Consider the following 19,956-nt stretch of genomic DNA (forward strand, 5'->3'; position numbering starts at 1 on the left):
TCGGTGGGGGAGGGGCGTGGCATGCGGCCGTCGGAGGGTGGGACGGGGCCGTGATTGGCACTCCGCTTGACCGAGTGCTAATCGCGGTCATAGTGTCGCCTCTGGCACTCCCCGTTGGAGAGTGCCAACACAGCGACGGGCAGGTCCGGCACCCGCGACGACGGATCCACCTGGTCGCCACCTCAGACAGTTAACCCCGTGAGATCTCCGAAGGGGGAGGTCGGATCGTGACGACCGCCAGCTCCAAGGTTGCCATCAAGCCGCTCGAGGACCGCATTGTGGTCCAGCCGCTCGACGCCGAGCAGACCACGGCCTCTGGCCTGGTCATCCCGGACACCGCGAAGGAGAAGCCCCAGGAGGGCGTCGTCCTCGCCGTCGGTCCGGGCCGCTTCGAGAACGGCGAGCGCCTGCCGCTCGACGTGAAGTCCGGCGACATCGTGCTGTACAGCAAGTACGGCGGCACCGAGGTGAAGTACAACGGCGAGGAGTACCTCGTCCTCTCGGCTCGCGACGTGCTCGCGATCGTCGAGAAGTAATTCACCGGTATTGCTTTTGAACTGCGCCCTTGGCCCCCGCGACCGATAAGTAGCCGGGCGCCGGGGGCGCAGTTCGTTTTTACAGCGATGGCGGCTGCTGCCCGACGGCGGCCGAGGATCGCAACGAGAGGACTGACAAAGCTCCATGGCGAAGATCCTGAAGTTCGACGAGGACGCCCGTCGCGCCCTCGAGCGCGGCGTCAACAAGCTTGCCGACACGGTCAAGGTGACGATCGGCCCCAAGGGCCGCAACGTCGTCATCGACAAGAAGTTCGGCGCCCCCACCATCACCAACGACGGCGTGACCATCGCCCGTGAGGTCGAGGTCGAGGACGCGTACGAAAACCTCGGCGCGCAGCTCGTGAAGGAGGTGGCGACCAAGACCAACGACATCGCGGGTGACGGTACGACCACCGCCACCGTGCTCGCCCAGGCCCTGGTCCGCGAGGGCCTGCGCAACGTCGCCGCGGGTGCCTCCCCGGCCGCCCTGAAGAAGGGCATCGACGCCGCCGTCAAGGCCGTCTCCGACGACCTGGTAGCCACCGCCCGCCCGATCGACTCCAAGGAGGACATCGCCGCCGTCGCCGCGCTGTCCGCCCAGGACAAGCAGATCGGTGAGCTCATCGCCGAGGCGATGGACAAGGTCGGCAAGGACGGTGTCATCACCGTCGAGGAGTCCAACACCTTCGGTCTGGAGCTGGACTTCACCGAGGGCATGGCCTTCGACAAGGGCTACCTGTCCCCGTACTTCGTCACCGACCAGGAGCGTATGGAGGCCGTCCTCGACGACCCGTACATCCTGATCCACCAGGGCAAGATCTCCTCGATCCAGGACCTGCTCCCGCTGCTCGAGAAGGTCATCCAGGCCGGTGGCTCCAAGCCGCTGCTGATCATCGCCGAGGACGTCGAGGGCGAGGCCCTGTCGACCCTGGTCGTGAACAAGATCCGCGGCACCTTCAACGCCGTCGCCGTGAAGGCCCCCGGCTTCGGTGACCGCCGCAAGGCGATGCTCGGCGACATGGCCACCCTCACCGGTGCCACCGTCATCGCCGAGGAGGTCGGCCTCAAGCTCGACCAGGCCGGTCTGGACGTGCTCGGCACCGCCCGCCGCGTCACCATCACCAAGGACGACACGACCCTCGTCGACGGCGGCGGCAACGCCGACGACGTCGCCGGCCGTATCAACCAGATCAAGGCCGAGATCGAGGCCACGGACTCCGACTGGGACCGCGAGAAGCTCCAGGAGCGCCTCGCAAAGCTGGCCGGCGGCGTGTGCGTCATCAAGGTCGGCGCCGCCACCGAGGTGGAGCTGAAGGAGAAGAAGCACCGTCTGGAGGACGCCATCTCCGCGACCCGCGCCGCGGTCGAGGAGGGCATCGTCTCCGGTGGTGGCTCCGCGCTCGTCCACGCCGTCAAGGTGCTCGAGGGCAACCTCGGCAAGGAGGGCGACGAGGCCACCGGTGTCGCCGTCGTCCGCCGCGCCGCCGTCGAGCCGCTGCGCTGGATCGCCGAGAACGCCGGCCTCGAGGGCTACGTCATCACCTCGAAGGTCGCCGAGCTCGGCAAGGGCGAGGGCTTCAACGCCGCCACCGGTGAGTACGGCGACCTGGTGAAGGCCGGCGTCATCGACCCGGTCAAGGTCACCCGCTCCGCCCTGGAGAACGCCGCCTCCATCGCCTCCCTGCTGCTCACGACCGAGACCCTGGTCGTAGAGAAGCCGGCCGAGGAGGAGGCCGACGCGGGCCACGGCCACGGTCACGGCCACGCGCACTGACGCTCCGCTGGGTTGAGCTGTTCCTGAGGCCCGACGCCCCTCGTGGGTTGTCGGGCCTCAGGCCTGTGTGGGGACGCGTCTGCCCTGTGCGGTTCGAGGCCGGGCGCGGGTTTCGTCGTGGCTGGTCGCGCAGTTCCCCGCGCCCCTGAAGGGGCTGCGCCCTTCCCGGCCGCCGGGCCGCGGACCGGGAACTACCTCGGGCCGTACTTCCTGCCCGTGCGGCTCGTGATCGTGCCGAGGAGATTCCTCGGAACCACCTTCACCGCACCCATCACCACCTTGTACCGAGGGTCCGGGATCGACACGGTCTTGCCGCGCGAGAGATCCGCCAGCGCCGCCGCGACCAGCTTGTCGGCGTCCAGCCACATCCACTTCGGAATGTTGTCCGTCCCCATCCCGGCACGCTCGTGGAACTCCGTACGCACGAATCCCGGGCACAGCGCCATCAGCCGCACCCCGGATCCGGCCAGGTCCTTCGCCGCGCCCTGCGTGAACTGCACGACCCACGCCTTCGACGCCCCGTACGTACCGCGCGGCACGAACGCCGCCACCGACGCCACGTTGACCACACCGCCCCGGCCGCGGTCCCGCATCGACTCGACGGCCGCCGATGTGAGCCGCAGGACCGCCTCGATGTGCACCTTCAGCATCGTCAACTCGTCGGCCATGGGGACCTCGAGGTAGGTCCCCTTGTTGGCGAAGCCGGCGTTGTTGATCAGCAGGTCGACCGGGTCGCGGCGGTCGCCGAGCCGCTTCTCGACGGCCGCGATGCCCTCCTCGGTGGCCAGGTCGGCGGAGAGCACCTCGGCCTCGATGCCGTGCCGGTCGTGGAGTTCGGTGGCCTGCTCCCGCAGCCGCGCGATGTCGCGTGCGACGAGCACGAGGTTGTGGCCGTCGGCGGCGAGGCGCCGGGCGAAGGCGGAGCCGATACCCGCGGTCGATCCCGTAATCAGAGCGGTAGTCATGGGTCAAGGCTAAGGGCCCCGTTGATCCGCCCGGACGCCAACTCCCTTACGCCGCAGGCTCTAAGCGGAATCGGAATCCCCGTGCTTCTCCAGGTACGCCCTCGCCTTCGCCGTGGCCTCCGGGTGCAGGGCGCTCCCGGCGGCGAGCGTGCGCGGCAGCAGGGCCCGCTCGGTGGTGGCGGACCTGAACTGGAAGGCGACGGTGACCTCGTGGTCCGGCCGGTGCAGCACCTCGATCGCGTCCCCGGCCCGCACCTCGCCCGGCTCGATCACCCGCAGATACGCCCCCGGCGCCGCGCCCCGCGTGAACCGCCGCACCCAGCCCTTCTCGCCGAGATGCCCGGCGAACGTACGGCACGGGATCCGCGAGGACGTCACCTCCAGGACGACCTCCTCGCCGATCCGCCACCGCTCCCCGATCCGGGCGCCGCTCACGTCAAGGCCCGACGTCGTGAGGTTCTCGCCGAACGCGCCGTGCGCCAGCGGCCGGCCGAGCTCGCGCTCCCAGGCGTCCAGGTCCTCGCGCGTGAAGGCGTACACCGCCTGGTCGTCACCGCCGTGATGCCGCAGATCGGACACCGTGTCACCGGCGAGCCCGCTGCCCGCCCCGCCCTTCGGGCCCGGCGCCGCGATCCGCACCGGACCCTCGACGGGCCGCTTGTCGATACCGGTCCCGCCCGAGGGGGCGTCGGTGTACTCCACGGACTTGAAGCGGCCGACGTTCACTGAAAGAAGCTCCATACGGTCACGCTAAGCCCCAGAAGCCAAAGCGTCGAAGCATTAATCTCGGCTTCCCCCAAGAGTGGCTTATGCTCGAAGCATGATCGAGGCCCGTCATCTCCGCGTACTCCGCGCCGTGGCCGCCACCGGCTCCTTCTCCGCGGCGGCCCGCGAACTCGGCTGCACCCAGCCCGCCGTGAGCCAGCAGATGAAGGCGCTCGAACAGTCCACGGGCACCCCGCTGCTGATCCGCACGGGCCGCGAGATGCGCCTCACGCAGGCCGGAGAAGCCCTGGTCAGACACGCCTCGGGCATCCTCGCGGGACTCACCGCCGCCGAGGAGGAGGTCGCCGCGATCGCCGGCCTGCGCGCGGGCCGCGTGCGCCTCGTCTCCTTCCCCAGCGGCAGCTCCGCCCTCGTGCCGACCGCACTCGCCGCCCTCCGCGCCGCCCACCCCGGCACGCGTGTCTCCCTCGTCGACGCCGAACCGCCGCGCTCGGTGGAGATGCTCCGCGACGGCGACTGCGACGTGGCCCTCGCCTTCCGGTACGACGGCGCGCACGCCACGGAGGACTGGGGCGACCTGGTCGTCCGACCGCTGCTCGCCGACCGGCTCGTCGGCCTGGTCCCGGAGGGGCACCGCCTGGCGCGCTCGTCCTCCGTCGCCATCGGCGAACTCGCGGACGAGCCCTGGATCGCGGGCTGCCCGCGCTGCCGCCGACAGCTGGTGGACGTCTGCGAGGGCGCCGGTTTCACCCCGCGCATCGACTTCGCGACGGACGACTACCCGGCGGTGATCAGCCTGGTGGGCGCGGGCCTCGGCGTCGCCGTACTGCCGGAGCTGGCCCTGGAGTCCGTACGCCCCAGGGGGGCCCGCGCGGTGGCGGTGGAGCCCGCCGTGCGCCGCGAGATCGTCGCGCTCACCCTGCCCGACCTGGAGCAGGTCCCGGCGGTGGCGGCCACGCTCGACCACCTCGCCAGGGCCGCGACCCGCTGAGCCGTCCACATCCCCGGTGGCGCTGTGTGCGACACCTGTGACGGCTGCGGTGCCTGCGACTGCGAAGAAACGTTCCTTCGTTGTCTTGTGGAGCTCGGGTCAGTGCACCGGGCTGCTCGCGCCGGACGTCGCCGACGCCGTGACGAGGCGATGCCGCGCGCGCCCCATGAGCTCCTCGCGCTCGTCCTCGGTCAGCCCGCCCCAGACGCCGTACGGCTCTCGTACGGCGAGCGCGTGCGCGGCGCACTGGGCGCGCACCGGGCACCTCATGCAGACCTCCTTGGCCGAGTTCTCACGTGCACTTCGCGCGGCGCCCCGTTCGCCCTCCGGGTGGAAGAACAGAGAGCTGTCCACCCCGCGGCAGGCTGCCAGGAGCTGCCAGTCCCACAGATCGGCGTTCGGTCCGGGAAGGCGGGAGAAATCTGCCATTGCTTGTCCCCTTGCAACCTGTTTGTGCGGACTACGGACCCATGACCGTACATCTACTGTCTGAGTAGATGAAAATATGACTCATGGCGAATCTAGCCACAGACACCATGAAAAGGGAAGAAAAGCCGCTAAATGGGGCATAGCTTCAGGCGAAGTTGCGGTGACCTGCGGTAGCGGCGCTGTGTCCGAGCCCTCACGTAGAGTGTCGAAGAGGGGTCACAGGCCCGTAACTCTTTCGAGTGACCGTCGTTGAGGGTGTGAGGCGGTTGAAAACAGAAGCGCTCGGGCAGGTGTCCGAGGGCGTCAATCGCACAGGTGACGATTCGTACCAGCCTGGAGGCTCAAGGTGACGCGCAGCAGCTGTGAGAGCCGCGGGGGACAGTCATGACTTCCGTCCTCGTCTGCGACGACTCCCCGCTTGCCCGAGAGGCGCTCCGACGCGCGGTGGCGACCGTGCCCGGCGTAGAGCGCGTGACGACCGCGGCCAACGGCGAGGAAGTCCTCCGCCGCTGGGGCGCCGATCGCTCGGACCTGATTCTGATGGACGTACGCATGCCCGGTCTGGGGGGTGTCGAGACGGTGCGCCGGCTGCTCTCGGCCGACCCCGGCGCCCGGATCATCATGCTGACCGTCGCCGAGGATCTCGACGGCGTCGCGCTCGCGGTCGCCGCCGGCGCCCGCGGCTATCTGCACAAGGACGCCTCGCGCGCCGAACTGCGGGCGACGGTCACGCAGGCCCTCGCCGACCCGACCTGGCGGCTCGCCCCGCGGCGGCTGCGTTCCGCCGAGATGGGGGCGGCGCCGACGCTCACCGCGCGTGAGATCCAGGTCCTCGAAGGCATGAGCCACGGCCGCTCCAACGCCGAGATCGGCCGTGAGCTGTTCCTCTCCGAGGACACGGTCAAAACGCACGCGCGCAGACTGTTCAAGAAGCTCGGCGCCTCGGACCGCGCGCACGCCGTGGCGCTCGGCTTCCGCTGGGGCCTGGTCCGCTAGGCCGTGCCCGTAAAGCCCCTCCCGCAGGCTCCGGCCGGGAGGTTCCCCCAGAGCAGGAGGGACCCCATGACGCCGCAGGGCCCGCCCTCCGGGCGGACGGCGGGACTTTACGGGCACGACCCAGAAGTGCGCCGCCGCGCGGGTGCCGTGTCGTCGCCGGCGCGTCCCGTCCGCCACCACGCGGGCGGGACGTGTCGTGACCTGCGGCTCGGACGGCTCGGACCGTGCCGTGCTTCGTTTCCCGCGCGATGCCGCATCCTTGAGGTGTGGAGTTCCTCGGGGACGATTCGATCGAGCGGGAGGGGAGGGCGCAGGAGATGAGTTCCGGCGCACCTGCTCATAACGCTTCGGTGCACAACTACGGACGCGGTGCCACGGATCGGCAGACGCCGAGGCACCATGGACCGATGCGTGACGACGAGGCTGCTGCTGCCCAAGGGGCCATCGGTGCACTCGTACGGCGCGCGGTCGACGGTGACGAGCAGGCCACGCACGACCTCCTGGCCCGCGTGCACCCCCTCGCGCTGCGCTACTGCCGCACCCGGCTGTCCCGACTGCCAGGTGACGCACGGCACTTCGTGGAGGATCTCGCCCAGGAAGTGTGTGTCGCCGTACTCCTGGCGCTGCCGCGCTATCGGGACACGGGCCGGCCCTTCGAGGCCTTCGTCTTCGCCATCGCCGGGCACAAGGTCGCGGACCTGCAGCGCGCCGCGATGCGCCACCCGGGCTCCACGGCCGTGCCGTCCGACGAGATGCCCGAGCGGCCCGACGACTCCCTCGGGCCCGAGGAGCGCGCGCTGCTCAGCAGCGACGCCGCGTGGGCCAAGAAACTCCTCGCCAACCTTCCGGAGAATCAGCGCGAGCTGCTGCTGCTCCGGATCGCTGTCGGGCTCACCGCCGAGGAGACCGGACAGATGCTGGGGATGTCGCCCGGCGCCGTCCGGGTCGCACAGCACCGGGCGTTGAGCCGGTTGCGGGCACTCGCGGAGCAGTGAGGCGGCCGGAGTCCGGCGCCGCCTTGTCGTAGGAACGCACAACGATCGCCGTCCACTGTGATGGGATCGTGGAATGAAGCGCTCCCGCGGGCCGTTAGCATGGTGGTCCGCGCCTGGCAAGAGCATTGGGGAAGGTGTCATGAGTGACCACGTCGACGGAGCACCCGAGAAATTCGCGATGCTCGGGCTGACATACGACGACGTCCTGCTGCTGCCGGGCGCCTCCGAAGTGCTGCCGAACAAGGTGAGCACCGCCTCGCGCGTCTCGCGCAACGTCTCGGTGAACATTCCGCTGCTCTCGGCGGCGATGGACAAGGTCACCGAGGCCCGGATGGCCATCGCCATGGCCCGGCAGGGCGGCGCCGGTGTGCTGCACCGCAACCTCTCCATCGAGGACCAGGCCAACCAGGTCGACCTGGTGAAGCGCTCCGAGTCCGGCATGGTGACCGACCCGATCACGGTCTCGCCGGACGCGACGCTGCGTGAGGCCGACGAGCTGTGCGCCAAGTTCCGCATCAGCGGCGTGCCCGTCACCGACGGCGGCGGCAAGCTCCTCGGCATCGTCACCAACCGCGACATGGCCTTCGAGGTGGACCGCTCGCGCCAGGTCCGCGAGGTCATGACGCCGATGCCGCTGGTCACCGGCAAGGTCGGCATCTCCGGCGAGGACGCCATGGAGCTGCTCCGCCGCCACAAGATCGAGAAGCTGCCGCTCGTCGACGACGCCGGCATCCTCAAGGGCCTCATCACGGTCAAGGACTTCGTGAAGGCCGAGAAGTACCCCAACGCCGCGAAGGACGCCGAGGGCCGCCTGGTCGTCGGCGCCGCGGTGGGCGTCGGAGACGAGGCGTACGACCGGGCGCAGGCCCTCGTCGAGGCCGGTGCCGACTTCCTCGTCGTGGACAGCGCGCACGGCCACAGCCGCGGCATCCTCGACATGATCGCCAAGCTGAAGACCAACATCAGCATCGACATCGTCGGCGGCAACGTCGCGACGCGCGAAGGCGCCCAGGCCCTGATCGACGCCGGTGTCGACGGCGTCAAGGTCGGTGTCGGCCCCGGCTCCATCTGCACCACCCGTGTCGTCGCGGGCATCGGCGTCCCGCAAGTCACCGCGATCTACGAGGCCGCCAAGGCGTGCAACGACGCGGGCGTCCCGCTGATCGGCGACGGCGGCCTGCAGTACTCCGGTGACATCGCCAAGGCGATCGCCGCCGGTGCCGACACGGTGATGCTCGGCTCGCTGCTCGCCGGCTGCGAGGAGTCGCCCGGCGAGATGGTGTTCATCAACGGCAAGCAGTTCAAGTCGTACCGCGGCATGGGCTCGCTCGGCGCGATGCAGTCCCGCGGCCAGGCCCGGTCCTTCTCCAAGGACCGGTACTTCCAGGACAACGTCCTCTCCGAGGACAAGCTCGTGCCCGAGGGCATCGAGGGCCAGGTGCCCTACCGCGGCCCGCTCTCCTCGGTCGCGCACCAGCTGGTCGGCGGCCTGCGCGCCTCCATGGGGTACGTGGGCTCCGCCGACATCCCGGAGCTCAAGGCCAAGGGCCGGTTCGTCCGGATCACCTCGGCCGGGCTCAAGGAGAGCCACCCGCACGACATCGCGATGACCGTCGAGGCGCCCAACTACGCCCGCCGCTGACCGCCGGGCGATCTCCCGGCGATAGCCGGGGGAGCAACGGGGAGCACGCTTGGAGGCCCGTGGGTACTACGCCCGCGGGCCGAGGCCCTGTCTTCCATCTCCCGTCTGCCCCGCGACGCCTGGCACGCACTCTCGCCGCACCGGGCACAAGCCCAAGTACGTCCAGTACGAGGGCTTGCACCCGGCACACCGAGAGCACGCACCAGACGCCGCGGTGCCGCCCTCCGGGCGACGACGGGAGATGGAAGACAGGGCCTCGCGTGTGTGTCGGGGATACTGGAAGACGCAGACCGGAGAGTGGAAAGGCCACACAACGTGACTGAGATCGAGATCGGGCGCGGCAAGCGCGGCCGCAGGGCGTACGCGTTCGACGACATCGCCATCGTGCCGAGCCGCCGGACGCGGGACCCGAAGGAGGTCTCGATCGCCTGGCAGATCGATGCCTACCGTTTTGAACTGCCGTTCCTCGCGGCCCCCATGGACTCGGTCGTCTCGCCGCAGACGGCGATCCGCATCGGCGAGCTGGGCGGCCTGGGCGTGCTCAACCTCGAGGGCCTGTGGACCCGCTACGAGGACCCGCAGCCGCTGCTCGACGAGATCGCCGAGCTGGCGCCCGAGGCCGCGACCCGCCGCCTGCAGGAGATCTACGCCGCGCCGATCAAGGAAGAGCTGATCGGCCAGCGCATCAAGGAGGTCCGCGACTCCGGTGTCGTCACCGCCGCGGCCCTCTCCCCGCAGCGGACGGCCCAGTTCTCCAAGGCCGTCGTGGACGCGGGCGTCGACATCTTCGTGATCCGCGGTACGACGGTGTCGGCCGAGCACGTCTCGGGTGCCGCCGAGCCGCTGAACCTCAAGCAGTTCATCTACGAGCTGGACGTCCCGGTGATCGTCGGCGGCTGCGCCACGTACACGGCCGCGCTGCACCTGATGCGTACCGGCGCCGCGGGTGTGCTCGTCGGCTTCGGCGGGGGCGCCGCGCACACCACGCGCAACGTCCTCGGCATCCAGGTCCCGATGGCGACCGCCGTGGCCGATGTCGCCGCCGCGCGCCGGGACTACCTCGACGAGTCCGGCGGCCGGTACGTCCACGTCATCGCCGACGGCGGCGTGGGCTGGTCCGGCGACCTGCCGAAGGCCATCGCCTGCGGTGCGGACTCGGTGATGATGGGCTCCCCGCTGGCCCGTGCCACGGACTCGCCCGGCAAGGGCCACCACTGGGGCATGGAGGCCGTGCACGAGGACGTGCCGCGCGGCAAGAAGGTCGACCTGGGCACGGTCGGCACGACCGAGGAGGTCCTCACCGGTCCCTCGCACTCGCCCGACGGTTCGATGAACTTCTTCGGCGCCCTGCGTCGCTCGATGGCCACGACCGGCTACAGCGAGCTCAAGGAGTTCCAGCGCGTCGAGGTGACGGTCGCGGACTCGGTGCACAGCCGCTGAAACACAGCACTACAGAAGAAGGGCCGTACCGCGAGCGAGCGGTACGGCCCTTCTTCTGTAGTGCCGGTTTTCGTCATCGTCAGAGGCGGTGGGCCGCTCCGATCGGGGTCGCGCCCCGCGTGTCGAGCAGCAACTGGGCCTTCACGGCGAGGCTTTGCAGGTCGTACGTGCGGTGGGGCTGGAGCAGGATCGTCAGGTCGGCGTCGGCGGCCGCCTCGTAGAGGGAGTCGGCGCGCGGGACGGGGCGGCCGAGGACGTTCCAGTGCGGGACGTACGGGTCGTGGTAGCTGATGGCGGCACCCAGCTCCATCAGGCGGGTGGCGATCTCCTGGGCGGGGGAGCCCTGTTGGTCGGCGAGGTCGGGCTTGTAGGTGACGCCGAGAAGCAGCACACGCGCGGCGCGGGCCGACTTGCCGTGCTCGTTGAGGAGTGTGGCCGCGCGCTGGATCACGTACTGCGGCATGCGGTGGTTGATCTCCTGCGCGAGGCCGACCATGCGCAGCGGGTGGCCGGGTGTGCGGCTGTGGTGGGGCAGGTAGTTGGGGTCGAGCGGGATGCCGTGGCCGCCTACGCCGGGTCCCGGGCGGAACGCCTGGAAGCCGAAGGGCTTGGTCTCGGCGCAGCGGATGACGTCCCAGAAGTCGACGCCCAGGTCGTGGCAGAGGACGGCCATCTCGTTGACCAGGGCGATGTTGACGTGCCGGTAGTTGGTCTCCAGGAGCTGCACCGTCTCCGCCTCGCGGGGGCCACGCGCGCGTACGACCTTGTCGGTGAGGCGGCCGTAGAACGCGGCGGCCGACTCGGTGCAGGCCGGGGTGAGGCCACCGATGACCTTGGGGGTGTTGGCGTAGCCGTGGGTGCGGTTGCCGGGGTCGAGGCGGCCGGGCGAGTACGCGAGGTGGAAGTCCCGTCCCGCGCGCATGCCTGAGCCCTTTTCGAGGATCGGGCGGATGACGTCGTCCGTGGTGCCCGGGTACGCGGGCGACTCCAGGATGACCGTGGTGTGCGGGCGCAGCCGGGCCGCCAGGTCGCGGGCCGCTTCGGCGACCTGGCTCAGGTCGAGGGAGCCGTCGGCGCCGAGCGGGGTCGGTGCGCAGATGACGGCGGTGCGCACCCGGCCGAGATCCACCGGGTTCGAGGTCGGCCGGAAGCCCCCCGAGAGCATCCGGCGCAGGTCGGCCGCGGTCAGGGTGCCCTCGTCGGCGGGCAGTCGGCCCGCGGCGAGGTCGGCGCTGAGGCGCGGGTCGTAGGCGATGGTCTCGATCCCGGACGCGACGGCGGCCTGGGCGAGGGGCAGGCCGAGATGGCCGAGTCCGATGACGGCGAGATCTGCGGGCATGGCGTGGGCCGTCCTTCCCAATAGCCGGAACGGGAGGAGCGCGCAAGCCCTGTGGACAGAGTGGACCAGCGCAATGTCAGGTTAGGAGTAAATATGACCGTTATGCGGCATTGCGCGATCACGGACTTCGGAGTGTTGTCCACAGGCGGTGGCTGAAGTCCGCGACTCCGGACAGAATCGACGTTGTGAGCCCGACCACACGGGGGCGACGGGAGGCAGCAGTGAGGACAGCGACACTGGGACCGGCCGAGCGGGCGGAAGCACTCGCGGGCATGGCCGAACGGGAACTCGACGTGCTGGTCGTCGGCGCGGGCGTGGTCGGCGCGGGCACCGCGCTCGACGCCGTCACGAGAGGTCTCTCCACCGGCCTCGTCGAGGCCCGCGACTGGGCTTCCGGCACGTCGAGCCGGTCGAGCAAGCTCATCCACGGCGGCCTGCGCTATCTGGAGATGCTCGACTTCGCACTGGTACGTGAGGCGCTGAAGGAGCGCGGACTCCTGCTCGAACGCATCGCCCCGCACCTGGTCAAGCCGGTCCCGTTCCTCTACCCGCTGCAACACAAGGGCTGGGAGCGGCTCTACGCCGGATCCGGCGTCGCCCTCTACGACGCCATGTCGATGTCCCGGGGCCACGGCCGGGGTCTGCCGATGCACCGTCACCTCAGCCGCCGTCACGCCCTGCGCGTCGCGCCCTGCCTGCAGAGGGACGCGCTCATCGGCGCCATGCAGTACTACGACGCGCAGATGGACGACGCCCGTTACGTCGCGATGATGGTCCGCACCGCCGCCGCCTACGGCGCGAAGGTCGCCAACCGAGCCCGCGTCACCGGATTCCTGCGCGAGGGCGAACGCGTCGTCGGCGCCCGCGTGGAGGACGCGGAGTCCGGTGGGGAGTACGAGGTCAGGGCCCGCCAGATCGTCAACGCCACCGGGGTCTGGACCGACGACACCCAGGCCATGGTCGGCGAGCGCGGCCAGTTCCACGTCCGCGCCTCCAAGGGCATCCACCTGGTCGTCCCCAAGGACCGCATCAACTCCACGACGGGGCTGATCCTGCGTACGGAGAAGTCCGTGCTCTTCGTCATCCCCTGGGGCCGGCACTGGATCATCGGCACCACCGACACCGACTGGGATCTGGACAAGGCCCACCCGGCCGCTTCCAGCGCGGACATCGACTATCTGCTGGAGCATGTGAACTCGGTGCTCGCGGTCCCCCTCACGAGGGACGACGTCCAGGGGGTGTACGCGGGCCTCAGGCCGCTGCTCGCCGGGGAGTCCGACGCCACCAGCAAGCTGTCCCGCGAACACACCGTCGCCCACCCGGTGCCCGGCCTCGTCGTCGTCGCCGGCGGCAAGTACACGACGTACCGGGTCATGGCCAAGGACGCCGTGGACGAGGCGGTGCACGCACTCGACCAGCGCGTCGCGGACTGCGTCACCGAGGACATCCCGCTGATCGGCGCCGAGGGCTACAAGGCGCTGTGGAACGCCCGCGCGCGTATCGCCGCCCGCACGGGACTCCATGTGGTGCGCGTGGAACACCTGTTGAACCGGTACGGATCGCTGACCGAGGAACTGCTCGACCTCATCGCGGACGACCCGTCCCTCGGCGAACCCCTGCAGTACGCCGACGACTACCTGCGCGCCGAGATCGTCTACGCCGCTTCGCACGAGGGCGCCAGGCATCTGGACGACGTCCTGACGCGGCGCACACGTATCTCCATCGAGACCTTCGACCGCGGCACGCGCAGTGCCCGCGAGTGTGCGGAGCTCATGGCGAAGGTGCTCGGCTGGGGCGCGGACCACGTCGACAGGGAGGTCGAGCACTACGAGAAGCGGGTCGAGGCGGAGCGGGAGTCCCAGCGCCAGCCGGACGACCTGACGGCCGACGCGGCACGGTTGGGGGCACCGGACATCGTGCCGTTGTGAGGGGCGCCGGGTTCTCCGAGGCGCGCCTGAGCGTGTTCCGGCCGGAGCGTCAGTCCTGCTTGCGCCCGCAGAACTCGCCTTCCAGAAGGGCGCGTTCGCGCCTTGCGTCGGTCGGGTGGTCGGAGTTGAGGCGGTAGGTGAGGACGTGGTGGCCGTCGGCGGTGGCGGCGGTGGCTGCGTACGAGCCGATGATGCGGCCGGTGTGGCCCCAGACCGTGGTGCAGGAGAGCTCGGTGGGCATCAGGCCCATGCCGTAGGCGCCGTCGGACGAGCGGGTGCTGCGCATCGCGGCGAGTTGGGGTGCGGGCAGCAGGTCGCCGGTGAGGAGCGCGGCGTAGAAGCGGTTGAGGTCGTCGAGGGTGCTGATGGCCTCGCCGGCCGCACCCGCGCCCGAGGGGTCGATCTCGGTGACGTCCTTGGTGGAGGGGGGAGTTCCGGAGTAGGCCCGGCCGTGCGGGGTGGGCAGTCGGCGGTCGGTGCCGGGGAACGACGTGCCGGTCAGCCGCAGCGGGGTGATGATGCGGCGCCGTGCCTCCTCGGCGTAGCTGCGGCCCGTGACCTTCTCGATCACCAGGCCGAGGACGGTGTAGTTGGTGTTGGAGTACGACCAGTCGGTACCGGGCGGGAAGAGGGGGCGGTGGGCGAGGGCGATGCGGAGGAGTTGGGTGGGGGTGTAGTGGCGGTCCAGGGAGGTGGTGCGGCTCCCCGGGGTGGGCGAGGTGAGCGGGGTGAGAGGGGTGAGAGGGGTGAGAGGGGCGCCCGGAGCGTCCGTGTAGGCGTACAAACCGCTCGTGTGGGTGAGAAGTTGGCGCAGGGTGAGGTCGCGACCGTCGTTGCCGTGGCCGCGTATGAGGCCGGGCAGATGGTGTTCGACGGTGTCGTCCAGGGTGAGCCGGTGCTCGGCGGCGAGCTGCAGCACGACCACGGCAGTGAAGGACTTCGTGAGGCTGCCGATGCGGAAGTGATCCTTGCGGCTGACAGGGCGGTTGGTGGTGGTGTCGGCGGTTCCTGTCGCTGCGTATCGCCGCGTGGTGCGGTCGGTGGGGTCGGTGGTCGTGAGCTGCGAGAGGGCCGCGGCTCCCGGGGCGGGGGCGCTGTGGGCGAGTGGTGCCAGGGAGGCGCGGAGGGAGGGATGCGCAGGGGAGCTCGGGGAGGAAGGCCGACCGGTGGGCGGTGAGGATCCGGGCCCGGGAGCGGCCGTGTGCGGCGGGGGCGCGGCCACGGCTCCCGCTCCGACGGCCGCGGCGATCGCGGCAACTCCGAACAAGCTCCCACGAATCAACCCGCGCCACGTGCCCGGCCGGTGGCCCTGGTGCGGGGTTGGGGTGGGCGAGATGTGAGGAGGGTGTGAGAAGTGCTTGTCGGTCATATCGGTCCCTTGATCCGTCCCGGCCCATCATCGCGCGGACCCGGGCCTTTCCCCACCCCGGGCATGAGAGACAATGGACGCTCTGCCAGGGCGCGTTGATTGCAGAGGGGACGCATGTCGGAGGCTGAGCAGCCGCAGGAGACCCAGGAGACCAAGGGGCGCCTCCTCGCGGGTCGGTACCGGCTGGGAGAGATGCTCGGCCGCGGTGGCATGGGCACGGTCTGGCGTGCGGTCGACGAGACGCTCGGGCGTACGGTCGCCGTCAAGGAGCTGCGCTTCCCCTCGGCCATCGACGAGGACGAGAAGCGCCGGCTGATCACGCGCACGCTGCGCGAGGCCAAGGCGATCGCCCGGATCCGCAACAACGGCGCGGTCACGGTCTACGACGTGGTCGACGAGGACGACCGCCCCTGGATCGTGATGGAGCTGATCGAGGGCAAGTCGCTCGCCGAAGTGGTGCGCCAGGACGGCCATCTGACGCCGCACCGCGCCGCCGAGGTCGGCCTCGCCGTGCTCGACGTGCTGCGTGCCGCGCACCGCGAGGGCATCCTGCACCGGGACGTGAAGCCGTCGAACGTGCTGATCGCGAAGGACGACGGCCGGGTGGTCCTGACGGACTTCGGTATCGCGCAGGTCGAGGGCGACCCGTCCATCACGTCGACCGGCATGCTCGTCGGCGCGCCGTCGTACATCTCGCCGGAGCGGGCCCGCGGCCACAAGCCCGGCCCCGCGGCGGACCTGTGGTCGCTCGGCGGCCTCCTCTACGCGGCGGTGGAGGGTGTCCCGCCGTACGACAAGGGGTCGGCGATCGCCACGCTCACGGCGGTGATGACCGAGTCGCTCGAACCGCCGCGCAACGCCGGACGCCTGGAGAAGGTGATCTACGGGCTTCTGGAGAAGGACCCGGACCTGCGGCTCGACGACACGGGCGCGCGGGCCCTGTTGAACGACGTGATCAACGCCCCCGAGGACGAGCCGGCGCGACAGGCCGACGACCAGCTGTCCGCGACCCGCGTCGTACCGCTGCCCGAGGCGCCCGCGGAGAGCGGCCCCCGGCGCGGCGAGGCGGCGGCGGAACGGCTGCGCGGCGCGCTGCGGTCGGTGCGCAACGCGGCGGCGGCGTCCGCGGCGGCGGGCCCGAAGTCCGGTACGGGCAAGGCGGGTACGGGCGAGGCGGGTGCGGGCCAGGCGGGTGCGGGCGAGTCCGGTGCGGGCGCGAACGCGGCCGATGCCGACGACAACGCCAAATCCGGCGCGGCCAAGGCCAGTTCCGGCGTGTCCGGCGCATCCGGAGCATCCGGCGCATCCGGCGTGTCCGGCGCATCCGGAGCATCCGGAGCATCCGGTGGAGCGAAGGCGCCGGGTGCGGGCGGCGGGGCCGTCGCGTCCACGCGTGCGGCGCTCACCGATGTGGTGCCGAAGCGCACGCTGGTCGTCGTCGCCGTGGTGGTCGCGCTGGCCGTACTCGGCACGGTGTTCGCCGTGGCGTTCGGCGGGGACGAGGACCCGTCGGGCAAGGGCGGCAAGAACGAGGCGTCCACCTCGGCGGGTGCCACGGGCGACCAGGGCAAGGGCGGACAGGACAAGCCCGCAGCCCCGGACCCGGACCCGGCCGCGAACGACGACGACAAGGGCGAGGACGACGGCCGGGGCGAGGACACGGGCCAGGACGAGGACGACGAGGGCTCCGGGGACGACGGAGCAACGGACGGCGGCGTTCCGGCCGGGTACGAGAAGGTCTCGAACGGCCAGTTCATGTTCACGATGCAGATGCCGGAGGACTTCCGTCGTACGGGTACGGCCGGACAGAACTCCGGAGCCATATTCAGCAAGAACGGCGGATTCCCGCGCGTCCAGATCGACTTCAACCGCAGTCCGGGTGACGACGCCGCCAAGGCCTGGCGTCAGCTCAGGCAGGCCGTCAGCGGGAGCATGCCCAACTACCGGCACATCCGCATCGCGGAGGTCGAGTTCAACGGCTATCCGACCGTCGCGGACTGGGAGTTCGAGCGCGACCAGGGCGGCGAGCGGGTGCGGGTCCTCAACCGCGGCTTCAAGGTCGACGCCCGCCGCGGCTACTCGATCATGGTGACGTGCAAGGCCGACGCGTGGGACGAGAAGGAGTGCAAGACGCTCCGCGAGACGGCCTTCAAGACCTTCGAGCCGAAGGACTGACGCAGAGCCTGGGCCAAGGGCCGGCCCACCGGCCGGTTCGAGGGGACGACCGGTTGCCGAGACCCTGCGGCGGACCCGGCCGGGGCCACGTATCGTGAAGGTTCGGGGAGTGACAGGGCGGTCGGCGCAGGGACGCCCAGCTGCGCGCGCTGACGGGGAGGCGACGTGGACGACTACGCGGGCCGGGTGCTCGCCGGACGCTACCGCCTGCCGCTGCCGCCCTCGGACGCGTACGAGTTCGCCGAGACCCGCGCCTTCGACACGTACAGCGGCCAGGAAGTCCTCGTCCGCCAGGTCCCGTTGCCCGAGACGGTCGACGCGGAAGTCGTCGACGAAAGAGCGTACGGCCGGGAGTACGCGGACGGGTACGGCGGAAGCGGCGGGTACGACGGTGGGCGGGCCGTGCGCAGGCCCGCCGATCCGGCCGTGCGGCGGGCGATCGAGGCGGCGCAGGCGGCCGCGCGGATACCCGACCATCCGCGGCTCGACCAGGTCTTCGACGTGTTCGCGGAGGACGGTTCGCTGTGGATCGTCAGCGAGCTCGTCACGGCGCTGCCGCTCGCCGCGCTGATCGCCGAGAAGCCGCTCACGCCGTACCGCGCCGCGGAGATCGCCTCCGAGGTGCTGACCGCGCTGCGCGCCCTGCACGCGCACGGCTGGGTCCACCGGAACATCACGGTGCGCACGGTCCTGGTCTGCGACAACGGCCGCGTCATGCTCACCGGCCTGGCGGCGGGCGCCGCCGAGGAGGCCCTCTGCGGGTACGACCCGGTGCCGGAGGCGGAGGCGGAGGCGGAGGCCGGGCCGGGAACCGAACCGGGAACCGAGCCGGGATCCGGGGCCGCGCCGGAGGTGCCGGGGCCGCGCCGTGAGGTCGGGCCCGGGGAGCGGGCCGCGCTGCCGGCCGCCGACTCCCGCGCCGCACGGGCCGGGGCGATCGCCGCGTACCGGGCGGGCACGCGGGCCGCGGCGCGCGGAAGCGACGCCTCCGACCGAGACGGCACCCACCAAGACGGCATCGACCGAGACGGCCCTCACCGCGACGCCTCCGACCGAGACGGCACCCGCCGCGACGGCTCCGCCTCCGGCCCGCCGGGCCGGATAGCCGACCCGTACGGGGTGTCCGGCAGCAAACCGGTGGCAGAACCCAACTCGCTCCAGAAGAGCGGCAGATGGGACGACCTCCTCCCGCCGAAGGAGCACCCCAAGAGCGGCCGCGGCCCCACCACACCCCTGGCCGCCGAGCGCGCACGCCAGGCGCGGATGAACGTCGTCGGCGCGGTCACCGAGCGCTGGGCGCCCGAGCAGGCCGGAGCGGTGCACGAGAACTGGCAGTTGGCGGCCCCGGTCGGCCCGGCCACCGACCTGTGGGCGCTCGGGGCGCTGCTGTTCCGCGCGGTGCAGGGGCATGCCCCGTACCCGGAGGACAGTGCGTACGAGCTGGTGCAACTGGTGTGCGGGGAGCCACCGGCGTTCGCCGAGGAGTGCGGGCCGCTGCGTCCGGTCGTGGAGTCGCTGCTGCGCCAGGACCCCACCGAGCGACCGGACTTCGAAGAGCTGCGCGGCTGGCTGCGCTCCCTCGTGCGCTCGGCGCCGGAGCCCGAGGCGGGCCAGAACGTGGTGCCCGCGCCGCCGTTCGACCGCACGAAGCTTCCCGTCGTACGCCGCCGGGGCGAGCTGGTCCGCAAGCGCCGGGCCGGGCGGCACAAGAGCCGGCACAGGCGCGGGCCGAAGCCGGTCGAGGCCGGGCCGGCAGCTGCCGGGCCCGCGGCCAGGACCGCCGCTGCTGGGCCCGCTGCCAGGACCGCCGCGGGTGCCGGGGCGGTCTCGGCGGACCTCCAGGAGCAGTACCAGCAGTACGGGTCGTACGAGCCCCGGCGGCCGGCCCGGAAATCCGCCCCCGCGAACGGGCAGGCCCCGAAGCGGCTCGGCCGCATGCTGCTCGTGCTGATCCTGCTCGGGCTCGGCGCGGCGGTGGCGTACGCCATGCTGTTCATGCCGAAGGCCGAGCCGCGCGGAAGCGAGGGTTCCGATACGGCTGGGCGCACCGGGCAGGCGGGCTCGGCGAGTTCGGCGCCCGCCGAGCCCGGGCAGGGCGGGGCCGGGCAGGACGCCCCGGACGACGGCAACGAGGAGTCGCCGACCTCGCAGCGGCCCGACCCGCAGTCCTCCGGACCCGACGTGCCCGAGGGGTTCGAGCTGCGCAAGGACCCGGAGGGCTTCCGGGTGGCGGTGGCGAAGGGCTGGGAGCGCCGGGGCGCCAACAGCCGCAGCCAAGTGGCGTACGGGGACGGACAGTTCGAGCTGATCGTCGTGCCGGGCCGGGACAAGGCCACCGGCAAGAGCAGCGATCCGCTCTACTACCAGCGGGAGCGCGAGGTCGAGCTGCAGCCGTTCCGGGACTCGACCTGGGCCACGTCGACGGGCATGCGGCGCGTCGACGTCGGCGGACAGGTGCGCGCCGAGGGGCAGTTCACGTGGACGGACTCGGGCGGCGACGAGGTGTACGTACGCAACGCGGCGCTGCTGATCGACGGGCGGTACCACGTGGTCCTGGTCAAGGGCCCGGAGGCGGAGCGGGACGAGGTGACGCGGCTGCACGAGCAGGCGGTCGCCGCGTACCGGCCGGACAAGTGAGCCGGAACCGGACC

General features: G+C 71.2%; 15 protein-coding genes. 10 read left to right on the top strand and 5 right to left on the bottom strand.

Annotated features, from left to right (window positions below; all coding sequences use genetic code 11):
• The first annotated feature begins 227 nt into the window (after nucleotides 1–227).
• Both groES and groL read left to right on the top strand, forming a co-directional pair.
• The gene (gene groES, locus QIT00_RS14290; protein ID WP_282535600.1) at nucleotides 228–536 is read left to right on the top strand and encodes a co-chaperone GroES; all 309 of its coding nucleotides are present in this window, start codon (nucleotides 228–230) and stop codon (nucleotides 534–536) included.
• Nucleotides 537–681: 145 nt separating this feature from the next.
• Nucleotides 682–2,310, top strand: a complete 1,629-nt coding sequence (gene groL / locus QIT00_RS14295; protein ID WP_282535601.1) for a chaperonin GroEL — start codon at nucleotides 682–684, stop codon at nucleotides 2,308–2,310.
• A 191-nt stretch (nucleotides 2,311–2,501) separates the two neighbouring features.
• Here the strand turns inward: groL and QIT00_RS14300 are convergent, their stop codons facing one another.
• Nucleotides 2,502–3,275 (bottom strand): SDR family NAD(P)-dependent oxidoreductase, encoded by a 774-nt coding sequence (locus tag QIT00_RS14300; RefSeq protein WP_282535602.1) that lies wholly within the window; start codon nucleotides 3,273–3,275, stop codon nucleotides 2,502–2,504.
• A 60-nt stretch (nucleotides 3,276–3,335) separates the two neighbouring features.
• On the bottom strand, nucleotides 3,336–4,016 hold the full coding sequence (locus QIT00_RS14305) for an MOSC domain-containing protein (protein ID WP_282535603.1): 681 nt from the start codon (nucleotides 4,014–4,016) through the stop codon (nucleotides 3,336–3,338).
• A 79-nt stretch (nucleotides 4,017–4,095) separates the two neighbouring features.
• On the opposite strand from QIT00_RS14305, the gene QIT00_RS14310 reads away from it, so the two are divergent.
• Nucleotides 4,096–4,992 (top strand): LysR family transcriptional regulator, encoded by an 897-nt coding sequence (locus QIT00_RS14310; RefSeq protein ID WP_282535604.1) that lies wholly within the window; start codon nucleotides 4,096–4,098, stop codon nucleotides 4,990–4,992.
• A gap of 99 nt (nucleotides 4,993–5,091) precedes the next feature.
• On the opposite strand, the gene QIT00_RS14315 is transcribed toward QIT00_RS14310, so the two are convergent.
• On the bottom strand, nucleotides 5,092–5,421 hold the full coding sequence (locus tag QIT00_RS14315; protein ID WP_282535605.1) for a WhiB family transcriptional regulator: 330 nt from the start codon (nucleotides 5,419–5,421) through the stop codon (nucleotides 5,092–5,094).
• Nucleotides 5,422–5,805: 384 nt separating this feature from the next.
• Here QIT00_RS14315 and QIT00_RS14320 point away from each other — a divergent pair, with 384 nt between their 5' ends.
• The 4 genes from QIT00_RS14320 to QIT00_RS14335 all read left to right on the top strand — a co-directional run bounded on the left by QIT00_RS14320 (nucleotide 5,806) and on the right by QIT00_RS14335 (nucleotide 10,494).
• Nucleotides 5,806–6,417 (top strand): response regulator transcription factor, encoded by a 612-nt coding sequence (locus tag QIT00_RS14320; RefSeq protein WP_003948568.1) that lies wholly within the window; start codon nucleotides 5,806–5,808, stop codon nucleotides 6,415–6,417.
• A 407-nt stretch (nucleotides 6,418–6,824) separates the two neighbouring features.
• Complete coding sequence (locus QIT00_RS14325) at nucleotides 6,825–7,412, top strand: sigma-70 family RNA polymerase sigma factor (protein WP_282535606.1); 588 nt, start codon at nucleotides 6,825–6,827, stop codon at nucleotides 7,410–7,412.
• A 139-nt stretch (nucleotides 7,413–7,551) separates the two neighbouring features.
• Nucleotides 7,552–9,054 carry an IMP dehydrogenase gene (gene guaB / locus QIT00_RS14330; protein ID WP_282535607.1) on the top strand — a complete coding sequence of 501 codons (1,503 nt, stop codon included), beginning with the start codon at nucleotides 7,552–7,554 and terminating at the stop codon, nucleotides 9,052–9,054.
• Nucleotides 9,055–9,369: 315 nt separating this feature from the next.
• Nucleotides 9,370–10,494 (top strand): GuaB3 family IMP dehydrogenase-related protein, encoded by a 1,125-nt coding sequence (locus QIT00_RS14335; protein ID WP_282535608.1) that lies wholly within the window; start codon nucleotides 9,370–9,372, stop codon nucleotides 10,492–10,494.
• 79 nt (nucleotides 10,495–10,573) lie between these two features.
• Here the strand turns inward: QIT00_RS14335 and QIT00_RS14340 are convergent, their stop codons facing one another.
• Nucleotides 10,574–11,833: a nucleotide sugar dehydrogenase gene (locus QIT00_RS14340; protein WP_282535609.1), complete on the bottom strand. Its 1,260-nt coding sequence runs from the start codon at nucleotides 11,831–11,833 to the stop codon at nucleotides 10,574–10,576.
• Between the two features lie 221 nt (nucleotides 11,834–12,054).
• Here QIT00_RS14340 and QIT00_RS14345 point away from each other — a divergent pair, with 221 nt between their 5' ends.
• Nucleotides 12,055–13,761, top strand: coding sequence for a glycerol-3-phosphate dehydrogenase/oxidase (locus QIT00_RS14345; RefSeq protein ID WP_282535610.1), 1,707 nt, complete (start codon nucleotides 12,055–12,057; stop codon nucleotides 13,759–13,761).
• A 49-nt stretch (nucleotides 13,762–13,810) separates the two neighbouring features.
• Here the strand turns inward: QIT00_RS14345 and QIT00_RS14350 are convergent, their stop codons facing one another.
• Nucleotides 13,811–14,983, bottom strand: coding sequence for a serine hydrolase domain-containing protein (locus QIT00_RS14350; protein ID WP_282535611.1), 1,173 nt, complete (start codon nucleotides 14,981–14,983; stop codon nucleotides 13,811–13,813).
• A gap of 261 nt (nucleotides 14,984–15,244) precedes the next feature.
• Here QIT00_RS14350 and QIT00_RS14355 point away from each other — a divergent pair, with 261 nt between their 5' ends.
• Together QIT00_RS14355 and QIT00_RS14360 are read left to right on the top strand one after the other, a co-directional pair.
• Nucleotides 15,245–17,305: a serine/threonine-protein kinase gene (locus QIT00_RS14355; protein ID WP_282535612.1), complete on the top strand. Its 2,061-nt coding sequence runs from the start codon at nucleotides 15,245–15,247 to the stop codon at nucleotides 17,303–17,305.
• Between the two features lie 165 nt (nucleotides 17,306–17,470).
• Complete coding sequence (locus QIT00_RS14360; RefSeq protein WP_282535613.1) at nucleotides 17,471–19,942, top strand: protein kinase domain-containing protein; 2,472 nt, start codon at nucleotides 17,471–17,473, stop codon at nucleotides 19,940–19,942.
• Nucleotides 19,943–19,956 lie beyond the last annotated feature (14 nt).

This window comes from Streptomyces luteolus, from assembly GCF_029968015.1.
In the GTDB taxonomy this organism is placed as follows: Bacteria; Actinomycetota; Actinomycetes; order Streptomycetales; family Streptomycetaceae; genus Streptomyces; species Streptomyces luteolus.

Bases quoted from the DNA above. Each gene is read 5' to 3' on its own strand.
- QIT00_RS14305 (WP_282535603.1), bottom strand. From the start codon at position 4,016: ATGGAGCTTCTTTCAGTGAACGTCGGCCGCTTCAAGTCCGTGGAGTAC.
- QIT00_RS14325 (WP_282535606.1), top strand. From the start codon at position 6,825: ATGCGTGACGACGAGGCTGCTGCTGCCCAAGGGGCCATCGGTGCACTC.
- QIT00_RS14300 (WP_282535602.1), bottom strand. From the start codon at position 3,275: ATGACTACCGCTCTGATTACGGGATCGACCGCGGGTATCGGCTCCGCC.
- QIT00_RS14340 (WP_282535609.1), bottom strand. From the start codon at position 11,833: ATGCCCGCAGATCTCGCCGTCATCGGACTCGGCCATCTCGGCCTGCCC.
- QIT00_RS14310 (WP_282535604.1), top strand. From the start codon at position 4,096: ATGATCGAGGCCCGTCATCTCCGCGTACTCCGCGCCGTGGCCGCCACC.
- QIT00_RS14355 (WP_282535612.1), top strand. From the start codon at position 15,245: ATGTCGGAGGCTGAGCAGCCGCAGGAGACCCAGGAGACCAAGGGGCGC.
- QIT00_RS14320 (WP_003948568.1), top strand. From the start codon at position 5,806: ATGACTTCCGTCCTCGTCTGCGACGACTCCCCGCTTGCCCGAGAGGCG.
- guaB (WP_282535607.1), top strand. From the start codon at position 7,552: ATGAGTGACCACGTCGACGGAGCACCCGAGAAATTCGCGATGCTCGGG.
- groL (WP_282535601.1), top strand. From the start codon at position 682: ATGGCGAAGATCCTGAAGTTCGACGAGGACGCCCGTCGCGCCCTCGAG.
- QIT00_RS14315 (WP_282535605.1), bottom strand. From the start codon at position 5,421: ATGGCAGATTTCTCCCGCCTTCCCGGACCGAACGCCGATCTGTGGGAC.